Below are 23774 nucleotides of genomic sequence, written 5' to 3'. Positions count from 1 at the left end.
ATAGCGAAATAGACTTGTAGACATTATTTTTTTTGTCGCACAAGCTCCACCTTCCTTCTCAATATAACGCTTACGAGGTTAGCTGTCGGATTCGGGCCTATGAGTAGCCCTACCTTTTTTTAAGGATTCACCCCATCGGATTATGTACTAATCCGTAAGAACGGGTCCCCCGTACCATGCGGTTTCAGCGATTTAGAAAATTGAAACTGTGGATTATAATACTCCTTTATTTTCAAAATGTAAACAAAAATTTTTAAAAAGAAAAAATTTAAAATGATTGCGCATAATCCGCTGATAAATATACATAATGAATACTAAAAAACCCTTAAAGGAGACCCGTATGTCTAAAAAGAAGAAACCGCTTTTTTCCGATTCATATTTAGATGCAGTAGCAAATGAAATTAATCAGTTATATGGTAAACGTGAACAGGAAATAAACTTGACAGAAAGAATTAAAAGAAACAAATAATTTGTCATACGCAAATAAAAAAGATAGCAATACACTTATATATTGCTATCTTTTTTATTATTTCATACATCTAATTCTATTACGGGTTTGTTAAATGTCATTTCTTCATACACCTTCAAATTTTGATATACCACTCCTAGTAATGGTGCTTCTAAAGAAAATTGTTCTGCTACATCTAGTAAGTATCCTTGCAAATGCTTCCCTTCAATAAACGAACCTTTTTCCATATCACGCTGCATAGAGGACTTCATATCATAAGAAATTTTATCAATCGTTTTCATATGTTCCTGGGCAATATTATCTTTAACTGGAGCTCCTAATACCCTCATAATTTGCACAGATTCCTCAAATAAATTTCGGATAAATTCACGTCCACCTTCACTTTCACGAATTGGTCCTATCGGTGCACGCATTAATGTTGTAACGCCTGACATGACTGTAATAAATAAATATTTATGCCACATATCTTGCGTAATATTTTCACTTAAAACAAAGCTAGCTTTCGTACCTATAAATGCTTTCGTAATACGCTTTATTCTCTCTGAATCTTGAGGCTTAATTTCTCCAAATACAAGTCTGTTGGCAGCACTAGTTTGTACAATTTCTCCTTGATCGTTTAACGTCGTCTCAATAAAGCATAAACCGCCCATTACTTTTTCCCCGCCGAATTCTTTTTGTAATAGCGATAAATGAGCGATACCATTTAACAATGGAATGATTACAGTATTTTCGCCAACAAACGGCTTCAAATCTTGAATTGCCTCGTTTAAGTGATACGCCTTTGTTGAAAATAAAATCACATCAAATGGAGAAGTTCTATCTTCTTTCGTTATCAATTTCGGTTGAAAGGAAAAATCTCCATTCACACTACGAATAACAAGTCCTTTTTCCTCTAATTGTTGTTTTCTTTTGCTGCGAACGAGAAATGTAACATCTTCTCCCTTTTCTACTAATCGGCCACCAAAAAATCCACCGACGCCACCAGCTCCTAATACTAAAATGCGCATACAACATCCCCTTTTCCTCACACAATTATACTAGTTTTAGTATACATAACATTATACATGTCCCTTGTTAAATTAGCTGAATTTTCATTCTTAATCTATTGAAAAAACAAGGTTATTTTCAAGAAAAATTGGGCATGTTGTTTCTATAGCTTATACGGAAAGGAAACAATGTAAATGGAGGCAATACAAACAATCGAAGAAAAAGATGTAACAACAGCTATATTTCAATTTATATTCCCGTTTTCGTTTAAAACTGGATATGAACAAAATATGTTCCCTTTCTTACAAAAAAATAATTTCCGTCCTTTTCGACTTGATCATCTTGAAGATGAAAATACATATTACGGGCAGTTTCAAGTTTCACATCAAAATATGGAAGCATACTATCTTTCATTTACGAATAAAATTCTTTTTCCTCATTCAGAACATCAAAAGGGACTACAGCGCTATTCTAAAGACCTTAATTTACATGGACATTTAACAACAAATCTTATTTCCGTTCCATTCAAGATACATTCTATTGATGTAACCCTTTGTCCTTATGAGCTTGGCTTCTTAACAATTCGAACAGAAGTCAAAACCGCTCCAAACATGACATTATCAGAAGCCATCGAATTTGCTTCTCGCTTCCGTGTGCTTGAAACTAGAAATGATACAACCGAGACAATTTGTATTGAATGTGATGGAAAAAAATATTCACAAGTAGAAAAACTTATATTCGGCGATTTATATCATGGCTTAACAGACTTCTTTGAGAATAAGAGGTTGCGGAGTTCATACTTTCAAACATTCCCCTTCTTTGAAGACCAACGAATGTATGTACAAACCTTATTATCTATTAACAAAAAGTCAGACCTTCATGTAGTTGATGTATATCGAGCCTCCAGTCTTTCCGGATTAACAGACGATGGTAAGCCGTATATTAGTGCAAATAATGTTCCTTATATTCACGATTATTTAACAAAGCATTCTTATCAAAGATGGGCTCCTAACCGTTATTTTATTATGGAAGAACATATTTTCACATGTATAACAAATGAAGGTGAACAAGAAGTCACTAAACTTGCTAGTCAAATGTACGGAGAATTTTATTACGCTTTATTATTAAACCTATTTCATAAAGTTGTTTTATTAAAGATGGCGAATGCTTATGCTGAGCTAAATATTGAACAAGATACAAATGAAATAGAGAAATTAATTTATTCAATCAATTCGTTTACAGCGAATTATTTTTCTTTAGAATTAGTATCTCAATCACAAAGTGAAGATATTTTCTTCCGCTTAAGAAAACTTTTTAACATTGAAATTTTATACTCGAACGCGAAACCAAATCTTGATAGTTTGTTTAAATATCAAGAAAATGTCGCCGCTAAAAAAGATAGCCTTTTATTATTAATTTTAACGCTCTACTCTGTAGTAGGCCAAATGTTAGGTTTTACTATGATTGACCTTTTAAGAAATACAGATTCAAACAAAATATCATCTCCTCTTGAATTTTTTGCACTGTTAATAGCAATTAGCGGTATAGTCATTTCCTTTATTTTAGGTGCACAAAGTTTATACCAATGGGGTATACAGCATCGAAGAAGACAAGCGTGGGTAAAACAAACTGTACTTTCTGCTGTGAAAGAAAAAGAGGATAAAAATTAAAGACGATTCTTTTTAAATTACAAATACATGATGCGTTTCAGTAAATGAAATTTTTATCAGCGATTTTTCGAATATATCGGCGCAACTCAAAATATATCGGCGATTTTTCAGATATATCGACTTACCGACAAAAATCGACAAAAGACAGAACCTGACAATATAAAAAGGGTGCACCAAAATAAAGTTTGGAGTACCCTTTTTTATTACACGAATTCAGCTTACTTACCTGCTTCGATTTTCTCTAATGTAGCAGCTACTTGTTCTTCCGTTAATTCATGTTGTATTACGTAGCGGTTACGTGGGCTTACACGACATTCATGAGAACATGCACGTAAATGTTTTGCTTCGTTTTCTTCAGAACATAAAATTTTCTTGTTACATTCTGGATTTGAACAGTTTACATAGCGCTCACAAGGTTCACCTGTAAAGTGGTCTTTACCAACAATAACATGTTCTTTTTGGTTTACTGGTACAGCAATACGCTCATCAAATACGTAACATTGTCCATCCCATAGCTCGCCTTGTACTTCTGGATCTTTTCCGTACGTTACAATTCCGCCGTGAAGCTGACTTACATCTTCATAGCCTTCACGAACTAACCAACCAGAAAACTTCTCACATCGAATTCCGCCTGTACAGTAAGTTAAAATCTTTTTACCCTCAAGTGTTTCTTTGTTTTCTCTAATCCAATCTGGTAATTCACGGAATGATTCAATATCTGGTTTAATTGCACCTTTAAAATGCCCTAAATCGAACTCATAATCATTTCGTGCATCAATAATAACTGTATCTTCTTGTTTCATCGCCTCATAAAAATCTTTTGGCTCTAAATATTTTCCAGTTATTTCTTTTGGATTAATATCGTCTTCTAGACGAAGTGTAACTAATTCTGGACGCGGACGTACGTGCATTTTCTTGAATGCATGGCCTTCTTCTTCATCTATTTTAAACACGATTCCATCAAAACGTGGATCATTGTTCATTGCTTCCATGTATTTCTCTGTTTGTTCTACAGTTCCAGAACAAGTTCCGTTAATACCTTCTTTTGCTACAAGGATTCTACCTTTTAATTCAAGTGAATTACAAAATTCTAAATGCTCTGCAGCGAATTCTTCAGGGTTTTCAATTGTTGTGTACATGTAATAAAGTAATACTCTATATGGTTTTGTAGTTGCCAATGTATTTCTACCACCTATCTAATTTTTAAAATCATGTATAAGTTAACGTTCATATCAAAACATATATAATAAGAAAATGTATCCAAAGTTTTATGCATCCCATTTTCTTCTCTTTATACTATTTTCTATAAGTTAACAAAAATAAAAAACAAGATTACACACCAAAACACTATGGTTATGTTGCAATCCCAATATATTATATATCATACAAATCCATTTCCATCAATTAATATGCTGTATAATAGGCTTTTTGTTCACATAAATTTCAAAAACAGTCCTTTAATTTATTATCTTCTCCTTTATTCAGCGCCCATAAACTTCCAAAATATTTTTGTATTTCCACACCATTAATTGTACAAAGTCATATAATTTGCATTAAGGAAACTTTTATGTTCAAATGAAATCAACACATAACATATATAAATGTATTGAAATAATGAGTAAGAATAAATACAATAATTTCATCAAGTTAAGATTTCAAAGGGGAACACTACTATGAATAAAGATATATCAAAAGACGAACAAATCCCTTCTCAAAGTACAACTGTTCAATCAGCACATTTAGCGCTAAGCGGACAAACGAAAGGCTTAAAAAGACTATTACCATTCTTAGGGCCTGCTTTCATCGCTTCAGTCGCTTATATTGATCCTGGAAATTTCGCAACGAATATTGCTGCTGGTTCACAATATGGTTATTTATTACTTTGGGTAATTCTCGCTTCTAATTTAATGGCTGTATTAATTCAAACTTTATCAGCTAAATTAGGAATTGCTACTGGGAGAAACCTTCCAGAGATAGCTCGTGAAAATTTCCCGAGACCTGTTTCCATCGGTTTATGGATTCAAGGTGAACTTGTTATTATGGCAACTGATTTAGCTGAATTTATTGGAGCAGCACTCGGATTGTACTTGTTATTCGGAATTCCAATGTTACCAGCAGCTTTAATTACAGCAGCTGGATCGTTTATTATTCTTGAATTTCAACGCAGAGGCTTTCGTCCATTAGAAGCAATCATAACAGGGATGATTTTTATCGTTGTTATCGCTTTTGGTGTCCAGGTCTTTTATGCAAAACCGGAATTAAGCCCTCTTCTTTCAGGACTATTTATCCCAAAATTCCAAGGCGTGGATAGTATTCTTTTAGCAGCTGGTATTTTAGGTGCGACAGTTATGCCACACGCAATATATTTACATTCCGCCTTAACACAGCGCCGTGTAGTCGGAACAAATGATGAACAAAAGAAAAAGATTTTCCGTTTCGAATTCATTGATATCATTATTGCAATGGTTATCGCTGGAGCCATTAATGCGAGTATGTTAATTGTAGCAGCTGCTTTATTCTTTAAAAACGGCTTGCACGTTGAAGACCTTGACGTCGCTTTCAACCAATTCAGTAATTTAGTCGGTCCTGCATCCGCTGCTTTATTTGGAATCGGACTTTTATCAGCAGGATTATCTAGCTCGTCTGTCGGTACAATGTCTGGTGACATTATTATGCAAGGATTCATTCGCATGCATATTCCGTTATATTTACGCCGATTTATAACAATGATTCCACCTCTAGTTATAATTGCTCTAGGTGTAAACCCAACTTATGCTCTCGTTATGAGCCAAGTTGTCTTATCGTTTGGTATTGCCTTTGCATTAGTACCGCTTATTATGTTTACAAGTAGTAAAAAGATTATGGGGGCACTCGTTAACCACCGTATAACAACTTTCATCGCTTGGATAATTGCTGCACTCGTTATCGTTTTAAATATTTTCTTACTGTATCAAACATTTATAGGGTAATGAAAAAGGGTATTCCAATCAAAAATGGAATACCCTTTTTAGTAAAATAATTCTCTTCTAATTACCTTTTACGTATGTACCTCTTTCCGGCATCAGCGCACCTTTTTTAGTTCGAAAATAAAGTGGCAAGCCTTCCGTACAAAACATACTCACCTCGGATGGATTCTCTCTTTGATGATGGATGTGTAAATGCGGCTCACTTGAACTTCCAGAGTTACCAACTTGGGCAAGAACGAAACCTTCGTTTACATGTTGTCCTTCTTTAACTTTAATTGACCCTTTCTTTAAGTGAGCGAGAATCAAAAATGTCCCTGTTTCATCTAACCGTAAATAAATATGATTCCCGGCCATTGACTGAAAATCATCTGATCCCAGAACTAAATCTTTTTCATCATTATTAACTGATACAACTGTTCCAGAAGCTGGCGCCATTACTGTCGCTCCATATATTCCATAATCCTCTAACTTACTACTTTTCACTTCAGCAGGTGGAATGAGAATATCATATGCCCATCTTTCATTTGGTTTTATCACATGATAATTCTTCTCTAGGCGATCACCACCCCATCCTACTAACGCCCGCTCATTCAAAGGAAAACGAACGACTATTTTAGGACTCGTAGACTGTACATCTGCTGGGTATGCAATTCTCCCAATGTTAGCGAACCACCCGACAGGCCAAGCTCCAATGATAGAGAACAGAACTATTAAAAGTAGCATTCTATCTATTCGCTTTCTAAAGATGCCTTTCCAAGCAAACATTACTACTGAGCCTATCAAAACAAAAATCGAAACTACGCTAAATGCTTGTATCCACCACCAAACAACGACTGATATAATACCATGAGCTAAATAAACTACACTCCAACTTATAATTAAAAAAGAAACTATAATTGCTAACAAACTTTTCTTCCACATGCTGTATCCCTACTCTCATATCTTTGTTCTCAATGATACGAAGTAAAAATTACGGCATATGAAAGAAATACTTACGACTTTCTTACTTTTTTATACTGTGGTAATTTCACAGTGAAAATTGTTTCTTTATCGTTACTACATACAGTTATATCTCCTTTATGGAGCTGAGCTATACTTCTCGAAATTGCAAGTCCCATTCCTTTCCCACCCGTATGAGAGCTACGTGATTTTTCACCACGATAAAACTTCTCAAAAACGTAAGGAAGACTCTTTGTCGGAATACATTGTCCAAAATTTTTAATTTCTACTTCAACATTCCTTTCTCTTTGGGAAATTTGAATTGAAATTTCTTTTCCATCTTTCCCGTACATAATGCTATTACTAATTATATTTTCAAATAGTCTCACTATAAGCGCTACATCAACTTTTACATATAGCTCTTCATTACTTTTAATATAAAAACTCATATTGGCATCATCTAACTGAGGTAAAAAATCAATCATGACCTGTTCAATTAATGCTTTCATATCTACTACATTTTTATGTAATTCAATCTCTCTATAGTTTATTTGACAGTATTCTAATAAATCTTCAACTTGATTTTTTAATTCATAACTTTTTCGCTTTAATATGCTTACATATTGTCCACATTCTTCTCCATGTGAATGAAGCTTATTTCCTAGTAAGTCCGCATAACCAATTAGAGATGTTACAGGCGTTCGTAAGTCATGTGAAATATTACTAATCATTTCATTTTTCATTTCCTGTGATTTTTTTTCATTTTCAATAGACTCTTTTAAACTTTTGGCCATTCTATTGACATTCGTCGCTAACTCACCAATCTCATCGCTTTTCGAAATAGGTATATGTATTTCCAAATTACCATTGCTTATTTCCTTCACATTCTTATTGATCTCATTCAATCTTTTTATAGTTGTCTTTGTCAGTAATGCAAAATATATAGTGGTTAACAGCAGAAAAAACATAAAATAAAAAAACGAATATTTCTCTTCTAGCGCGACAACGTCACTATATATACTTCCAAATAAAATTTGAACTAATATGATACTTACCGTAGCTAACAGAATGCTACATATAAATGCAAAAAAGAATTTAGCTCTAATTCCTTGTAATGATTTAATCTCCAATTTTATACCCGACTCCCCAAACATTTTGTATAAACCTCGGTTCTTTTGGATTCTCTTCAATTTTATTTCTTAATCTCGCAATATGAACCATTACCGTATTATTACTTTCATAGGCCCTTTCATTCCAAACACTTTCATATATTTCTTCAATCGTAAACACACGGTTCTTTGCAGCTGCCATTAAGTGCAAAATATCATATTCAGTTTTTGTAACATTAATTGTTTGTCCATATATCTTTACTACTCTAGAAATTTCATCTATTTCTAAACCTTTAATGTTTATTTTCTTTTCCATTACTTGGACAGCAATTTGATTAAAATATGTATACCTTCTTAATTGAGCTTTCACTCTTGCTATAAATTCAATTGTACTAAACGGCTTCACAATATAATCATCTGCCCCAGTACTAAATCCAATTACTTTATCTACATCCGATGATTTTGCGCTTAAAAACATAATTGGTAAACTATATTTCTCTCTAATCCTTCTACACAGTTCTATACCATCCATTTGAGGCATCATAATATCAAGAATAGCAAGTTGAATACTGTTATTATTTATTATCTCTAATGCCTCTTCTCCGTTATGAGCACTAAAAACAGTAAAACCTTCTTGCGTTAAATTCACATTAATAAATTGAACAATATCTAGATCATCATCTACAATTAATATTGAGTTTTTCTCCATTTCTAAACCTCTTTTTTGAAATATATTCCACATCCCATTTTAACATAAATCAAACCTACCCTTTCATCTTGAATAATCTTTATTTTCAGTTTAAATTATATAATAACAAATGCATTCTAGTTTCATAAGAAATGGAGTGAAAATATGTTTCCTATATTAAAAACTGACCGACTCATTTTGCGAGAACTTACGGAAAAAGATGCACCGGGTATACTACAATGCTTTTCTAATACTGATGTACTGCGCTATTATGGCCAAAAACCATTACAGAATGTAGATCAAGTAAAGCAAATTATTAATAATTTCAAGTTGAGTTACAATGCAAGAAACGGTATAAAATGGGGCATCGAATTAAAAGATAAAAAAGAACTCATTGGAACAATTGGTTTTCACGATTGGTCTTCTGAGCATAAACGAGCAAATATAAGTTATGCCTTTCTCCCTGAACACTGGGGAAATGGCTATGCTACGGAAGCAGTTTCTGAGGTTATATCATACGGTTTCCACACGCTTCATTTAAAACGTATTGGTGCAATTGTCTTTCTTGAAAATGAAGCTTCAAATAAGGTGCTATTAAAATTAGGTTTTGAAAAAGAAGGCGTTCTAAAAAATTATATGTATCAAGATGATATTCCATATGATACGAATTTTTATGCTTTATTAAAATCGGTTTAATAGAATTTATGTGTGAAGAATTCGTATCCGTACAACGGATCCAAATAGTAGATTTTTAATGAGGGATGGAAAAAAACGATCGGTTTTCATTTCTTAGATTATCGTACGATTGATGCGAAGTACAATACATTATAAAATCTAAAAAAACGGGAAATGAGCAAACTTTTACTCATTTCCCGTTTTTACGTTCTTTTTCTGTTTTCGCAATGCTTTTGGAATGTATACACAGAAAGGTTCGCTTTCCATGTAATCCCCCGTCATCGCATATGCTCTAGAACGAGATCCCCCACAAACATATCGAAACTCACAAACACCGCACTTTCCTTTATACTTGTCCGGATTACGAAGGTTTTGAAAAACAGGAGAGTTTCGATAGATTTCAGCTAGTGCTGTCATTCTAATATTCCCGGTTTTAATAGGCAATAATCCACTTGGATATACATCTCCAATATGAGAAATAAATACAAAACCGTTTCCGTCATTCACCCCTTTTGGAGCACGACCAAGCCCATCAATTCGCCCTGTCGTCCCATTCATCAATACATCCTGATATTGAATGATCTGATTTGTCTTGTTATTTTCTTTCATTTTTTCTTGAAGCACAACCCGTCTATAGTGCTGACCAGCTGTTGTTTTAATATCAAAAGAAACCTTTTTACTAAGCTTATATAGCCAATGGAATACCCTTTCATGTTGGGCTGGTGAAATCATATCTTTTTCCTTACCTCGTCCTGTTGGAACTAAGAAAAATATACTCCAAAGTACACATTTTAATTCTTCTATTAACATTGCCATTTCTTTAAGTACATCCACATTATATTTAGAAACAACAGTATTAATTTGAATAGGAATTTTTAATTCATGCAAATAACGAATGGAATTCATTGTTAATTGAAATGATCCTTCTGTCCCTCTAAAATGATCGTGTATTTCAGCTGTTGGTCCATCTAAACTAAATGCCCATCTAGCAAGTCCCACTTCTTTTGCTTTTTGAATCGTTTCTTTCGTCACGTTTGGAGTGGCACTTGGCGTCATAGAAACTCGAACACCTTTTTTCACTGCATATTCCGCGATATCATATACATCTGGACGCATTAATGGATCTCCACCAGTAAATACAAGCATTGGATTTTCCATTTCATATATATCATCAATTAGCTTTCTTCCTTCTTCGAATGTTAGCTCTAGAGGATGACGATGATACTGTGCTTCTGCACGACAATGCAGACATTTTAATTGACATGCCCTTGTTAACTCCCATATCACAATAAACGGATTTTCATTAAAATCACGATTAATCAAGATTAACCCTCCCATCAATTGATATTCTAATTGTAAAGTTATATATGTATTTATGGTGTGAGATGTATCACAAATAAAAATCTTCAGTCATAATAATGCCCCTATACTGCTATTAATCTAATGTTTCTACCTTCCTCTTCAACAATCACAAAAGCTCTTTGTTAAAAATATAAACACCCCTTTAGACTAAATGATCTAAAAGGGCAAAGCTTCACAACTTTTTATAAACATCGCGGCTTTCTTCAACAGATTTTTTTTAGTTAGAAGACTTAAATTGTAAAAGGTCATAAAAAATAAAGGACGATACATATTATGCATGAATAATATGTATCGCCCTTTTAATTGTTGTTCAACAATCGCTCCCGTTTGTTGAAGATCTTAATTAGTACATGATAATCTACAATTCAAATAGGCACTTCGATTAAAGTCCCTTTATGTCCGGTTGTTTAGACATTTCCTAGATAGCTTCGCGTCATGTTTTGAAGAACAATTTTTCCATTCTTACTATGTTTTTCGAATAACTCTGACAGGAGAAAAACAAACTTTTTATATTCTTCTTCATCCTTTTTCGGAGCATAGGACGCTGATAAATTCCTTCCCAAAAAACCTTCATAATCAAAAAGTAAATCATTTTGATACTCTTTAAACTCATACTTTCCATCCTTAAAAAAGGTGTTAAATACTTCGGGAGTTTCCTCTATTCCACCGCTAAACCCTTTGAAAGTCGGGCAGGTTTTCTGGCAAATTTCTGCATTCTCTTTCATAATCGAACTAGTTAAATCTCTACTATTCCAAACGAGAGCAACATTTGCCTTTTGTTTCAAGATTCGTTGGCATTCCATTTTGAAAGCTGTTTTATCAAACCAATGAAATGCTTGAACAACAGTTACTAAATCCACACTATGCTCTTTTAAAGTGGTATTTTCAGCTGTTGCTTTTATTGATTGAAAACGAGCATATAGTTTTAACGATTGCTCAGCCATCTTTCTCATGTCATCATTTGGCTCAACTCCAATAACCTTTAAACCTCTTTCAAGCAACTGGTGGCTAAATATCCCCGTACCTGAACCAAGATCAGCCACAATTCGGTCCTCTTTCAGTTGGTTAGCCGAAAACAAATAATCAATATATGCATTAGGGTAATCGGGGCGATATTTCGCATATATATCGGCCTTGTCGTTAAAATTTTCTGTTGTTCTCAAAGTACTACCTTCTTCCCCACGATATTATGTACAGAAATAGGAATTAAATAATTAATTCCAGCTTCAATCTCTAAGTCTACAACTTAAGAATACAGCCAAATGGATCTACCTTAGTTCCAATATGAATCCCCGTTAATATACCCTAATTTTTTAATAACTGACCAGTTTCTCAGTATTAAAAGTAAGAAATTGAGCTTTTTTCTTAGCTATTTAATTTCGTTTACTACTAACTTCTTTTTACTTAAATAAACTGCTCAATCTGATTTTTTTGCAACTTTTTGTGAATACGTAACAACAATTACGCATTCATCTTTTTCATGTGCTGGCAACAACCCTAAAGGGTTTCCCAACACTCTGTAAAAAAACCTTACTTTTAAAAGTAAGGTTTTTTTATTTACTTCTTATCAACATAAGTATTCTTATAAGTATAAACGCCACCAAATTGATGTTTTGCAATTCCTTTTACATAATCCTTTTGTACATAAGCTGAACCAAGATGATAAAGCGGTGCCACGGCAGCGTCTTCTAATAAGACTTGCTCAGCCTCTCGCAACGCTTCCCATCGTTTCTCCGGATCAAGTACAAAATCATTTTTCGCTTTCTTTATTAAATCATCGTAATGAGAATTCGAGTAACTCATTTTATTATTCGGATTCCCCGTCGTAAATAACTCTAAATAATTAATTGGGTCTTTATAGTCAGGTCCCCAATTTGCCATCGTTATATCGTAATCACCTGTTTGTTCTAACTGTAACTTTTGCTTAAATGGCTGCTGTTTAATTTGTAACGTTAATCCATTCAAATTCTTTTCTAAATCACCTTTTATATATTCTGCCATACGTTTTGCATTATCTTGTTCAAACGTTAAAAACCCGAGGTTTACTTGCTCTACTCCAAGCTCTTTTTTCGCTTCTTCCCAAATCTTTTGCGCATTTTGCAAATCATATGAAGAAATATTTCCGTTTTCTTTTCTAAAATCTTTGCCAGTCTCTTCATTCATATGACCAACTGGTACAAGTCCATTTGCAGGTTTTGCCCCGTTATTAATAAAGTGAGCAACAAAATCATCTTTATTTAATGCTAATGAGATAGATTGACGTACTTTTTTATTGGCTAACGCATTATTTTTCTCATTAAAACGTAGCATAGCGATTCCAGGATCACTTGACATATGTAATTCCTTATTCCCTTTATACTTGTCTACAACTTGAGAATTAATAGGTACTCGATCCAAATCGCCGGCCTCATATAAATTTACAGCCGTCATTGTATCCTTTACAATATGAAAATTTATTTCGTCTAATTTCACTTTCTTTTGATCCCAATATGTAGCATTCTTCTTTAATTGGAACTCTTGTTCATGTTTCCATTTTTCTAATACAAATGGGCCGTTATATATGAGATTACTAGGTTCCAATCCGTATTTATTTCCTTGTTCTTTCAAAAATGATTCATGCTGTGGTAAGTATATAGGCAGTGCTAACAACTGTAAAAAATACGGAATTGGCTGTTCAAGTTCAACCTCTAACTTATAATCATTTATAACTTTAACCCCAAGTTCATCAAGTGACATTGTTCCCTTATTTATTTCTTTCGCATTTTTCACATGAAAGAACATGTCCGCATATTGAGATGCCGTTTGCGGGTTAACTGCACGTTTCCATGCAAATATAAAGTCATTTGCTGTTACATTGTCTCCATTTGACCATTTTGCATCTTTACGCAAATCAAATGTATATTTTTTACCATCTTCACTTCTTTTAAACGATTTTGCTACTGCTGGAATAGGATGATCTTGATCATCTAGCACATACAACCCTTCAAATATGTTTTGCATAACGTGTGATGATGTCCCATCCATCGTTTTTGCAGTATCAAGTGAAGGAATTTCTTCTGATACTGTTACATTTAACACTTGTTTTTTAGCCTCTGCATCACTTTTATTCGCTTTATTATTACAAGCTGTTAAAAATAAAGATGTAATAATTGCCATTACCATTAAATGGCTCTTTTTTCGCTTCATGAATTGTTCTCCTTAAAAATAAAATATTATAAACGTTATATATTATAACAGAAATATTAACAGAAAGATGCGACATTATATTGAATATTTATTCGCTCAAGAAAAAAGCTGTCCTTTTTAAAAAAGGACAGCTTTTTCAAACAACTTGCACATACCTATCTTTGTAAACCTCGTTTATAACGACTTGCTTCAAATATAATACGCTCTTCATCTAACGTTTTACATTCACCATTCCAAACGACACGTTTTCCGTTAATAATTACATCACTTATATCTTTTCCACTAGCTGCATATACAAGGTGTGATAACACTTCATCAGTTGGTTGTAAATGCGGTTTATTAGACGGATCAATCGTAATAAAATCAGCACACTTTCCAACCTCAAGTGATCCAGTTTGTTTCATACCAATTACTTCTGCAGCTCCTTTTGTCGCTAGAGAAAGAGCAGTTTCTACTGGCAATGCTGTTGCGTCTTGATGAATACCTTTTTGTAATAAAGTTGCAATGCGCATTTCTTCAAACATATCTAAATTATTATTAGACGCAACACTATCTGTTGCAATCCCTACTTTAATTCCTGCTTCTAGCATCGCTTTCACATTCGCTATACCAGAACCTAGTTTTAAATTACTATTCGGATTATGAGCTACTCGAACATCATGTTCTGCTAAAAATGCACGCTCATTTTCATTTAATACTACACCATGCGCAATAACTGTTGGGCGTTTAAACAGTCCGCAACTGGCTGCATATTCTACCGGACGTTTTCCGTACTGCGCTTCAATATCACGTACTTCACGCTCTGTTTCCGAAAGGTGAATATGAACCATAGTTTGATTTTCTACTGCAATACGTGCGCACTCTTCTAACAGTTCTGTGGAACATGTATATGGACTATGCGGTGCAACCATCGTAGTTAACATTCCACTTTCGTTATAATAACGCTTCACATATTTCTCGGCTTCTTCAATTGCTTTCTTTTCATCTTCTTTCGTTCCAAAGCTAAATAAAGTTCTTGAAACAGCAGCGCGCATCCCACTCCTTGATACCGTTTCCATAATTGCATCTTGATCTACTCCAATTGGATTAAACATATCAGAGAATGATGTCGTACCACTTTTCACCATTTCAAGTAATCCTAATTCCGTACTAGCGACCGCAAGCTCTGGAGTAAACTGACTTTCAAGTGGCCAAATTCTCGTCTCAAGCCATGGCTGTAATAACATATCATCGCCAATACCTCTCAAAAGACTCATAACAACATGTGTATGTGTATTTACAAGCCCTGGTAAAACCCACTTCCCTTTCATGTCAATTACTTCATCTACTTCAAAATCGTTAGCGAATTCTCCGCTATTTACTTCTATAATTTGATCATTTTCTACAATGATATATCCATTTTCTAACACTTCATTTTTTTCATTCATCGTTGCAATTGTAGCGTTTACATAAGTTGTTTTCAAAAGTATTTCCCCTTTCAACTCTATGAAGTTCCCTTTAATAAGTTACCACCATTATAGTAACTTATTAAAGATTAAGAGTCAAAAGATAATTTTAATTCTTTCGTTATCTTTTCCTTCAAAATGCCATATTGCTTTTCATCTGTATCTGCAAATGCTTCTTCACGATTTGATTCCACCCCCATATACTTCAATTTTTCATTAAATTGCGTCTCTGTAAAATCAAACACCTTCCCATCTATACAGTTATAAAAGTGCCACACCTCTCCTACTTTCGTCTTTTTAATTTTCCCTCCGTATATTTCTTGAACGACTAGAGCTGTTACACCACATTGTCCCTTTGCCGGATTTTCGCTCGTCCACTTTGAACTTGTTTCAATCGACCACGATTTTTTTAACATTTCATATATTTGTTTTGTCTTCACATTATCCACTCTCATCTTCCCCTGACATTAATAGTTTTACACATCATATTGCAAAAGAGGTAAAAATCGATTCTTACATACTGTTGATGGTGTCTCTCCAATTATCTTTGCTCCCATTTTCAAGTAATAGCCTTTTGCATTCGGATCACTATCAATCGTAAACCTTTTTATTCCTAATTCATTTGCTTTTTCTATTACAAACTTCCAAAGTATTTTCCCGTAACCTTTTCCTTTGTAGCGAGGATGAATGTATAAAAAATCGAGAGCATTTTCATTACGTAAAAATGAGAAAAATCCAATCTTCATATTATTTTTTTCTAAAACATATACAAAATTATATTTTATGTACTCTTCTGTAATTGTTAAATCTGCCTTACAAGAAAGTATGAATTCTTCACTATAATTCCACGTTGCTTTTGAATGTAGTGCGAGTTCACTTAATTCATCTGCTTCTGCTAATGCAGCTTCTCGTATTTGCATAGTTTATTTATCCTCTCTTTTATTACTTGTAGTTCTATTTTCACATTCCATAGTAAAATATGATATTTTACAATTATTCTATAAATATCTTTACTATCCCTCGCTGCAATACTTACATCTCCACGCATTTAGTTCATAAAATAAAAGCGAACACTCAACACAGAGCAGTATTACACGTGCTCCTTATAGTTCAGTGCTCGCTTTTTCTCAAAGTAGAGCTACGTCTTTTACAACGATTCTAGTAACTTTTTAACAAAATGAATGGAATGATGTGAAGCCGAAACACAATTATCTTCAAATGCTTCAATACTAGACGCTTCTTCTGTATCTGTTATAGATCTAACTGCTATAAATGGAATCGTATTGGCATAACAAACGTGAGCTATACTTGCTGTTTCCATATCTACACAAAGTGGGTTGTATGTAGAAATTATTTCTGTACGGCCACTCTCACTTATAAAAGCCTCTCCAGTAACTATCTTTCCGAAATAAACATTTTGAGTAAATTGATTGTTCTCGATTACTGCTCGGCTTAATTCAAGAAGTTTACTATCCGTTTTAAAATATACACTTTCCATCCATGGATGATATTCAGTTAATATTCCTTCATCCACGTCGTGATACGCTATTTCTGTTGAAATGACTGTATCTCCAATTTTCAACACTTTATCGATTGCTCCTGCAACACCTGTTACAATAATATGCGTCACATTAAACTTATCTATTAATATTTGAGCTGCAATAGCTGCATTAACTTTACATACACCACAATATAATGCAACAACTTCTACATTTTCATATGTCCCACTATGAAACGTTAACATCGCAAGATTCGTTATTTTTTTATTAGACATATCTTCAATAAAAGGCATAATTTCATCTTCTGATGGCCCAATAATTCCAAATTTCATATACTCATCTCCTCACTAAATTTATATATAAAACTTATATAGGCATTCAATCGATCTTCAAATATATAAAGCCGCTACGCAAACTCCATTAGCGACTATCCGTACTATCTATAAATATAAGCCCGAACTACAAACAGTTTGGGCTTAGCTTTCATTCTCATTTATTATGCGCATCTAACCAAGAAATTAAATCTTTAAACACTTCATCTCTATTCACTTCATGGAACATTTCATGTCTTCCATTTTCATATAAACGTAGTGTAACATCTTTCACACCACATTTTTTATAGTTTTCATAAACTTCTTTTACACCTTTTCCCATATCTCCAACAGGATCACGATCACCAGAGAATATATGTATTGGAAGATGTTTTGGCGTCTTCTTGTATTCTTCTAGTTTATTTACTTCTAATACACCAGAAAATAGTTCCCTATAAAAACTCGTCGTACAAATGAATCCACATAACGGATCCGCGATATATTTATCAACTTGATTTATATCTGAAGATAACCAATCAAATTTCGTACGATTTGGCTTAAAGTTCGAATTGAAGTTTCCGAAAGATAAAAAGTTTAGCACTGGACTTTTCGTTTTTGCCCCACGCAATTTCATTTCGATTGTTGCTACTTTATGACCAATAGCCCCTAAAAGCCCTGGATTTCCACCTGTTCCTGAAATCAGAAATCCATCATATAGTTCACCCCTAAGTTGTACAGCACGTCTTGATAAAAAAGAACCCATACTATGTCCTAGTAAAAACAAAGGACTTGACTGCTCTTCTTTTATCCTTTCTGAAACAAAGATAACATCCGATACAACTTGATTCCACCCTATATTTGGTTCAAAATGACCATAATCTTCTTCTTTTTTTACTGTTTTCCCATGTCCTTTATGATCATGCGCATAAACACCATACCCTGCTTCCAATAAAGCATCTACAAATTCTATATACACCCCTGCATGCTCTGTCATGCCATGTGCAATTTGAATAATTCCTCTCGGATCTCCTTCTGGTAACCACTTACGCAAATAAATTTCCGATCCATCCAATGCCGTAACGAAACTTTCCTGTACGTTCATTTCGTCAGCCCCCAACTCTATTATGTATCTCAAAATAATGAATATCCGTTCATTATTCTTATTATGTATTATATGCAATTGCTTTCATTATGACAAATACTGTACTTTTCCGATTAGCTATCAAACTATTATGTTGACGAATAACCAATAAAATTATATAGTTACTTACATAAAGTAATTATTATATTTTTAGGAGGTTTCTATTATGCCATCACTATTTTTAGCACATGGTTCACCAATGCTTGCTATTCAAGATACAGACTATACACGATTTTTAAAAACACTTGGAGAAACATATAAACCGAAAGCAATTGTTATTTTCACTGCTCACTGGGAAAGTGAAGTATTAACGATTTCCTCATCAGATAACGAGTACGAAACAATTTATGATTTTGGAGGTTTTCCCCCTGAGTTATACGAAATCAAATATCGTGCGAAAGGCTCTTCTAGCATTGCATCTATGTTAGAAACAAAATTTAAGAACAAAGGTATTTCAGTCCATCATAATATGACGAGAGGTTTAGATCATGGTTCATGGACACTCCTGCACCGCATGTATCCAAAAGCAAATATTCCTGTCGTGCAAATATCAGTAAATCCATTCCTTTCTGCAAAAGAACAATTTGAAATTGGAGAAGCACTTAAAGGACTTGGACAAGAAGATATTTTAGTAATCGGGAGTGGCGTTACCGTTCATAATTTACGAGCACTGAAATGGAATCAAACTACACCTGAAAAATGGGCAATTGAATTTGATGATTGGATTATGAAACATATGCAGAATAACGATAAAGATGCATTGTTTAATTGGGAGAAAAATGCGCCTCATGCACAATTAGCAGTACCAAGAGCAGAACATTTTGTTCCTTTATTTATCGCTATGGGCAGTGGTGAAAGTGACGGAAAAGTCATTCACCGTAGTTACGAGCTTGGTACATTAAGTTATCTTTGCCTTCAATTTTAAAGAAAAAGGATGAAGCATTCATTGCTTCATCCTTTTTTCTATTTCATTCACTTAGTTAACTAACTTCCAAATGTTGTTTCTCTGATACCTCTTCGTTCTTATTATGAAAATAAACCCAAATGCATGCAATAAATAATAGTGATGATGTAGAGAAGAAAACATATTGGAAGCCTGCATGAGCTGCAATTTGCCCCCCAAGCACTGGACCAATCATATTTCCTAAAAACTGAAACGACTGATTATATCCAAATATTCGTCCCGTTACATGGGTTGGCGTATGTTGTTTTAGTAGAGTTTGTACGGAAGGTAATAATCCTGCTTGTGCGATACCTAATAAAAATCGAAGAATTAATAGTTGCCAAGCTGAGGTTACAAATGCTTGCGGGATAAAGATAATCCCTGCAGCAAACAATGCTACTACTAATGTTTTTTGAGGACCGATATGATCTGATAATCTTCCTAATTTAGGCGCTGCCAAAATAACTGCTAATCCTGTCGCAGACATAACTGCCCCTGCAATCATTTCGATATGATCTGTTCCTGGTCCTTCCAAATTCTTTACGTACAATGTAATAATAGGTTGAATTGACATATTGGCAAGTTGAATAATAAATGTTGTTACAAATAAACTAATAATTACATGCTTTGCTGGGACCATCGTCCATACTTTTTTTTGCTGTACCTTTTTTGCTTGAGCAGAGTGATTTTCTTCATGTAGGAAGAAAAAGACGATGAGGAAGGAAAGGAATAAGAAAGCTCCTGTAACAAGAAAGACATGACGCATTCCAATTAACTCAGACAAATAACCGCCTAGTAATGGTCCGAGTAATGAGCCGCTCACGCCCCCGGTTGAAATTGTGGAAATTGCCCAACCTGAATGCTCTTTCGGAGTTTCTGCTGCAATAAATGTCATTGCGGTTGAAAGGAAACCAGATACTGCTCCCATCAAAAATCTAAGTGCGACTAGTTGATACACATCCGTTACAAACCCCATAAGCGTCATAATAACCGCCATACCAAGGCTAGCACGTATAAGCATCAATTTCCGTCCATGTATATCACCAAGCTTTCCCCATATTGGTGATACAATCGCACCCATTAAAAATGTTACACCAAATGCAAGTCCCGACCACTGTGCAATACTCGAAGTGCCAGTCACTCCTAACTCCTCAATATAAAAAGATAAAAAAGGAATTACTAAACTCATACCGGCTGCAGTGGTAAAACAACCTAGCCAACAAATCATTAAATTTCGTTTCCAGCTGGCCATTTTCACACCTTCTTTCATTCGATACCCATTCTACACCTTTTCTTGTAAAAAGTTTAGTAATTTGATTTAGACGTAATATTCATTACAAAAGCCGCCATTTCCTAGCAAAAACCATGTAAATTCCACATTTTTTTCATAATAAAACCAACTCCCCTATATGGAGTTGGTCAATTATCTTCTAGCGGTATTAAACGAGCATTGCAACTTCTCTCATAAAACTCAATCGGACCTGCTTGTCCAATAATTGCATATTCATATCCGTCTTGCTTCATATTATATAAACAATGATGCAACAATTCTTTCCCTACACCTTTCACACGATTTCGTTTCGCTGTCCCCATCGGACCAAATAGTCCTTTCTTTCCCCTGACTACATCATAACAAGCGAAACCTACTATCGCTTCGCCCTACTTTGCAATATAAATAGGTACCTTTTCTTTATATGTCCGAAATCCATAATCTATCGACTGTAACCAGCGTTCACCAAATTCCCCCGTAACAAAACGTACTAATGTTTCAAAATCAGAAGAGCTAGCTCTTCTAACATTACAAAATAATTTATTATAAATGAGATCAAAGTATTTTAAATCAACCGCTAAATCTCTTGGTTCAGCTATAATACGTAACACATCTTTTTGTAATTCTTTGTTTATAACTTTTTCACTCACTGTACCTAAACGAAATAATGCATATATTACATGTCCTTCATTTATTAATACTTGCTGAAAACGTTCCATACGTTTCTTCGCTATTTGCAAAATTTCTAGCGTTTTATTAGCTAATTTATATTGTTCTATTTTTATGTACTCTATTTCATATTGTTCTTGTAAAGAAAGTTCTTCTAAAAAATCCGTGCCAACTTTACGAAACAAATACATATATAACTCTGCGCACACTCCTGTACCTTCTTTACACATGCCGATAAAAAGATGAACTGGTTGAATTATATTATATTTAGTCTCTTTTGCCGCAATCTCCAGTATTTTATGAACACGTTTTGTAAATTGGAATTCCCCCATATGTATCTCCATCCTCAACTACTTTACTAACAAACCGTAACCATAAATAATTGAAACAATTATTCCAACTACCAATATACCTGGAAGTAAATTCGCTACTTTAATTTTAATAAATCCAAGTAAGTTTAATCCAATGGCGAATATCATAATGCCGCCCGTAGCTGTCATTTCCACTATAAATTGATTCATTAATTCTTTCGGGACAAAACTATTAATCTGTGTTGCAAAAATGGCAATAGCACCTTCATATAAAATAACTGGAATCGCTGAAAATACTACGCCGATTCCTAGAGTTGTCGTTAATATAATCGAAATGAATCCATCGATAATCGCCTTTGTGAATAAAATATTATGATTTTCGCGAATTCCACTGTCCAATGCACCAAGTATCCCCATCGCGCCAATTGCAAAAATAAGCGTCGCTGTTACAAACCCTTCTGATATACTCCCTTTCCCCTTCGATCCAACTTTATTTTCTAACCAATCTCCTAACAGTTTTAACTTTTCTTCTAATTGTAACCATTCCCCAATTACAGTACCAATAACTAAACTTAGAATCACAACAAGAAAGTTTTCACTTTTTAATGCCATTTGAAGGCCAAGTACAGTTACCGCTAAACCGATTGCATGCATAATTGTTCCCTTCATACTTTCTGGAATCTTACTAAATAATTTACCAAGTAAAGTACCGAATATAATACAAATGCCATTTACAACTGCCCCTAATATAACCATTTCTCATTCTTCACCTTTCGAATTCTTTATTTCTATATTTTGGTTTACACATTGATTTACAAGTTATCTATATGTTAACTTAATATTGAGAATATTAACAAATGAATTTCACTACTATAACCCGTTTTTTTGTAACTATACATATTTCAATAACTACCTTTAGTGGATTCATTTTAATCTAAATGCGGAAGTTTTCAATAACGGGATAAACTCAAAAGGAAGGTATATATGAAAACTTTACTAAAACGATTTCTGTTAATAGCCTTTTGTATTACACCAATTGTTGTATTAATCAACTACTCTTTTATTTCAAAAGCGAAAGACAAACCCGATTTGCAAAGCAAATCTAGTAAAACAGTTACAAAAAGCAAAAAGAAAATAGAAGACCCGGAAATTACACTCACTTTCTCTGGTGATACAATGTTCGATTGGCAATTACGTCCTATTATCGAAAAAAACGGGGCTGATTATCCATTCCAACATGTAAAAGAAGAAATAACAAAAGCAGATATTTCCTTTGTTAATTTAGAGTCGGCCTTTACAACGAGAGAAAAGAAAGCACCTGGGCAATTGTTTTGGATTAAAAGTGATCCATCTACACTACAAGCCATTAAAAACACTGGATATGACATCGTAAATATTGGGAATAACCATACACTTGATTATGGGCAAGATGGATTATTAGACACTATCTCTCACGTAGAAAAATTAAAGTTCCCTTACATCGGGGCCGGAAAAAATGCAAAAGATGCATATACTGCACGAGAAATGACCGTAAAAGGGAAAAAGTTCAAATTTCTTTCCTTCGTTCGATTTATGCCTGATTCTAATTGGGTAGCTGGTGACAATAAACCTGGCGTTGCGAACGGATATGATTTAAATCTTGTAACTAAAACAATTAAGGAGCAAAAACAAGATGCAGACTATTTAATCGTCTATATGCATTGGGGCGTTGAAAAATCAAATCGTCCAGTAGAATACCAAAAACAATATGTACCTAAAATGGTTGAAGCAGGTGCTGACGCTATTGTCGGAAGTCACCCGCATTGGTTACAAGGGTTTGAGTATTATAATAAAGTTCCTATTGCATACTCATTAGGTAACTTTTTGTTCCCGAGTTATGTGAATGGAAAAAGTGCAGAAACTGGCGTCTTAACTTTAACTTTTAAAGGAAAGGATGTCCAAATGTCATTTAACCCTTACATCATTCGTAATAACCAAGTTTCCCCAGTAAATGAAGAAGAAAAGAAAAAAGCTCTACAATATTTACAAACGGTTTCAACTGATGTAGAAATTGATAGTACTGGAAAAATAATAAACACACGTAACTAAACAGCACGAAATCTATTTCTCTGTAACAAATACTACAGAATAGTTG

The 23774-nt window shown here is 34.0% G+C and carries 21 protein-coding genes, 1 pseudogene and 1 riboswitch; of the genes and pseudogenes, 6 read left to right on the top strand and 16 right to left on the bottom strand.

Annotated elements, in window-relative coordinates; all coding sequences use genetic code 11:
* Positions 1–52: 52 nt before the first annotated feature.
* Positions 53–200, bottom strand: a riboswitch (cyclic di-AMP (ydaO/yuaA leader).
* Between the two features lie 140 nt (positions 201–340).
* Positions 341–469, top strand: a complete 129-nt coding sequence (locus tag MHH42_RS09070) for a hypothetical protein (RefSeq protein WP_000038255.1) — start codon at positions 341–343, stop codon at positions 467–469.
* A 62-nt stretch (positions 470–531) separates the two neighbouring features.
* Here MHH42_RS09070 and panE read toward each other — a convergent pair whose 3' ends face one another.
* Complete coding sequence (panE, locus tag MHH42_RS09065; protein WP_001221919.1) at positions 532–1476, bottom strand: 2-dehydropantoate 2-reductase; 945 nt, start codon at positions 1474–1476, stop codon at positions 532–534.
* Positions 1477–1650: 174 nt separating this feature from the next.
* On the opposite strand from panE, the gene MHH42_RS09060 reads away from it, so the two are divergent.
* Complete coding sequence (locus MHH42_RS09060; protein ID WP_340893185.1) at positions 1651–3126, top strand: hypothetical protein; 1476 nt, start codon at positions 1651–1653, stop codon at positions 3124–3126.
* Positions 3127–3344: 218 nt separating this feature from the next.
* On the opposite strand, the gene trhO is transcribed toward MHH42_RS09060, so the two are convergent.
* Positions 3345–4304 (bottom strand): oxygen-dependent tRNA uridine(34) hydroxylase TrhO, encoded by a 960-nt coding sequence (gene trhO / locus MHH42_RS09055; protein ID WP_000246237.1) that lies wholly within the window; start codon positions 4302–4304, stop codon positions 3345–3347.
* 495 nt (positions 4305–4799) lie between these two features.
* Between trhO and MHH42_RS09050 the strand changes: the two genes are divergently transcribed.
* Positions 4800–6095: an Nramp family divalent metal transporter gene (locus tag MHH42_RS09050; protein ID WP_001030659.1), complete on the top strand. Its 1296-nt coding sequence runs from the start codon at positions 4800–4802 to the stop codon at positions 6093–6095.
* Between the two features lie 57 nt (positions 6096–6152).
* Here MHH42_RS09050 and MHH42_RS09045 read toward each other — a convergent pair whose 3' ends face one another.
* From MHH42_RS09045 to MHH42_RS09035, 3 genes are all read right to left on the bottom strand, one after another.
* On the bottom strand, positions 6153–7013 hold the full coding sequence (locus tag MHH42_RS09045) for a M23 family metallopeptidase (RefSeq protein ID WP_098637676.1): 861 nt from the start codon (positions 7011–7013) through the stop codon (positions 6153–6155).
* 71 nt (positions 7014–7084) lie between these two features.
* Positions 7085–8185 carry a sensor histidine kinase gene (locus MHH42_RS09040; RefSeq protein WP_002093790.1) on the bottom strand — a complete coding sequence of 367 codons (1101 nt, stop codon included), beginning with the start codon at positions 8183–8185 and terminating at the stop codon, positions 7085–7087.
* The gene (locus MHH42_RS09035) at positions 8151–8849 is read right to left on the bottom strand and encodes a response regulator transcription factor (protein WP_000414522.1); all 699 of its coding nucleotides are present in this window, start codon (positions 8847–8849) and stop codon (positions 8151–8153) included. Before MHH42_RS09035 ends, MHH42_RS09040 begins: the two co-directional genes overlap by 35 nt.
* A 144-nt stretch (positions 8850–8993) precedes the next feature.
* On the opposite strand from MHH42_RS09035, the gene MHH42_RS09030 reads away from it, so the two are divergent.
* Positions 8994–9524 carry a GNAT family N-acetyltransferase gene (locus tag MHH42_RS09030; RefSeq protein ID WP_000483987.1) on the top strand — a complete coding sequence of 177 codons (531 nt, stop codon included), beginning with the start codon at positions 8994–8996 and terminating at the stop codon, positions 9522–9524.
* Positions 9525–9689: 165 nt separating this feature from the next.
* Here the strand turns inward: MHH42_RS09030 and MHH42_RS09025 are convergent, their stop codons facing one another.
* From MHH42_RS09025 to MHH42_RS08990, 8 genes are all read right to left on the bottom strand, one after another.
* Complete coding sequence (locus MHH42_RS09025) at positions 9690–10841, bottom strand: TIGR04053 family radical SAM/SPASM domain-containing protein (protein ID WP_142331885.1); 1152 nt, start codon at positions 10839–10841, stop codon at positions 9690–9692.
* A gap of 431 nt (positions 10842–11272) precedes the next feature.
* The gene (locus MHH42_RS09020; protein WP_098637677.1) at positions 11273–12028 is read right to left on the bottom strand and encodes a class I SAM-dependent methyltransferase; all 756 of its coding nucleotides are present in this window, start codon (positions 12026–12028) and stop codon (positions 11273–11275) included.
* Between the two features lie 394 nt (positions 12029–12422).
* Positions 12423–14051: a peptide ABC transporter substrate-binding protein gene (locus MHH42_RS09015; protein WP_340893184.1), complete on the bottom strand. Its 1629-nt coding sequence runs from the start codon at positions 14049–14051 to the stop codon at positions 12423–12425.
* Between the two features lie 155 nt (positions 14052–14206).
* Positions 14207–15532, bottom strand: a complete 1326-nt coding sequence (locus MHH42_RS09010; RefSeq protein WP_142331886.1) for a bifunctional S-methyl-5'-thioadenosine deaminase/S-adenosylhomocysteine deaminase — start codon at positions 15530–15532, stop codon at positions 14207–14209.
* A 53-nt stretch (positions 15533–15585) separates the two neighbouring features.
* A complete protein-coding gene (locus MHH42_RS09005) occupies positions 15586–15945 on the bottom strand; it encodes a YunG family protein (protein ID WP_000370955.1) in 360 nt (119 codons plus the stop codon).
* 27 nt (positions 15946–15972) lie between these two features.
* Positions 15973–16416 carry a GNAT family N-acetyltransferase gene (locus tag MHH42_RS09000; protein ID WP_340893181.1) on the bottom strand — a complete coding sequence of 148 codons (444 nt, stop codon included), beginning with the start codon at positions 16414–16416 and terminating at the stop codon, positions 15973–15975.
* Between the two features lie 227 nt (positions 16417–16643).
* On the bottom strand, positions 16644–17327 hold the full coding sequence (locus MHH42_RS08995; protein ID WP_061530104.1) for a 5'-methylthioadenosine/adenosylhomocysteine nucleosidase: 684 nt from the start codon (positions 17325–17327) through the stop codon (positions 16644–16646).
* 157 nt (positions 17328–17484) lie between these two features.
* Positions 17485–18408, bottom strand: coding sequence for an alpha/beta fold hydrolase (locus MHH42_RS08990; protein WP_001102577.1), 924 nt, complete (start codon positions 18406–18408; stop codon positions 17485–17487).
* 202 nt (positions 18409–18610) lie between these two features.
* Here MHH42_RS08990 and MHH42_RS08985 point away from each other — a divergent pair, with 202 nt between their 5' ends.
* Positions 18611–19372 (top strand): DODA-type extradiol aromatic ring-opening family dioxygenase, encoded by a 762-nt coding sequence (locus tag MHH42_RS08985; RefSeq protein WP_033668486.1) that lies wholly within the window; start codon positions 18611–18613, stop codon positions 19370–19372.
* A 55-nt stretch (positions 19373–19427) separates the two neighbouring features.
* Here MHH42_RS08985 and MHH42_RS08980 read toward each other — a convergent pair whose 3' ends face one another.
* The 3 genes and pseudogenes from MHH42_RS08980 to MHH42_RS08970 all read right to left on the bottom strand — a co-directional run bounded on the left by MHH42_RS08980 (position 19428) and on the right by MHH42_RS08970 (position 22396).
* A complete protein-coding gene (locus tag MHH42_RS08980; protein WP_016108160.1) occupies positions 19428–20642 on the bottom strand; it encodes a multidrug efflux MFS transporter in 1215 nt (404 codons plus the stop codon).
* Between the two features lie 167 nt (positions 20643–20809).
* Positions 20810–21661 (bottom strand): annotated as a pseudogene (locus MHH42_RS08975) (GNAT family N-acetyltransferase).
* A gap of 18 nt (positions 21662–21679) precedes the next feature.
* Entirely contained in the window at positions 21680–22396 is a 717-nt protein-coding gene (locus MHH42_RS08970) for a DUF554 domain-containing protein (RefSeq protein ID WP_000236014.1), read from the bottom strand.
* Between the two features lie 228 nt (positions 22397–22624).
* Here MHH42_RS08970 and MHH42_RS08965 point away from each other — a divergent pair, with 228 nt between their 5' ends.
* On the top strand, positions 22625–23728 hold the full coding sequence (locus tag MHH42_RS08965) for a CapA family protein (protein ID WP_000854523.1): 1104 nt from the start codon (positions 22625–22627) through the stop codon (positions 23726–23728).
* Positions 23729–23774 lie beyond the last annotated feature (46 nt).

The sequence above is a fragment of the Bacillus sp. FSL L8-0099 genome (assembly GCF_038006385.1).
Taxonomy (GTDB): domain Bacteria; phylum Bacillota; class Bacilli; order Bacillales; family Bacillaceae_G; genus Bacillus_A; species Bacillus_A toyonensis.
The sequence above is the reverse complement of the archived record's forward strand: the minus strand, read 5'-3'. Positions and strand labels throughout refer to the sequence as shown.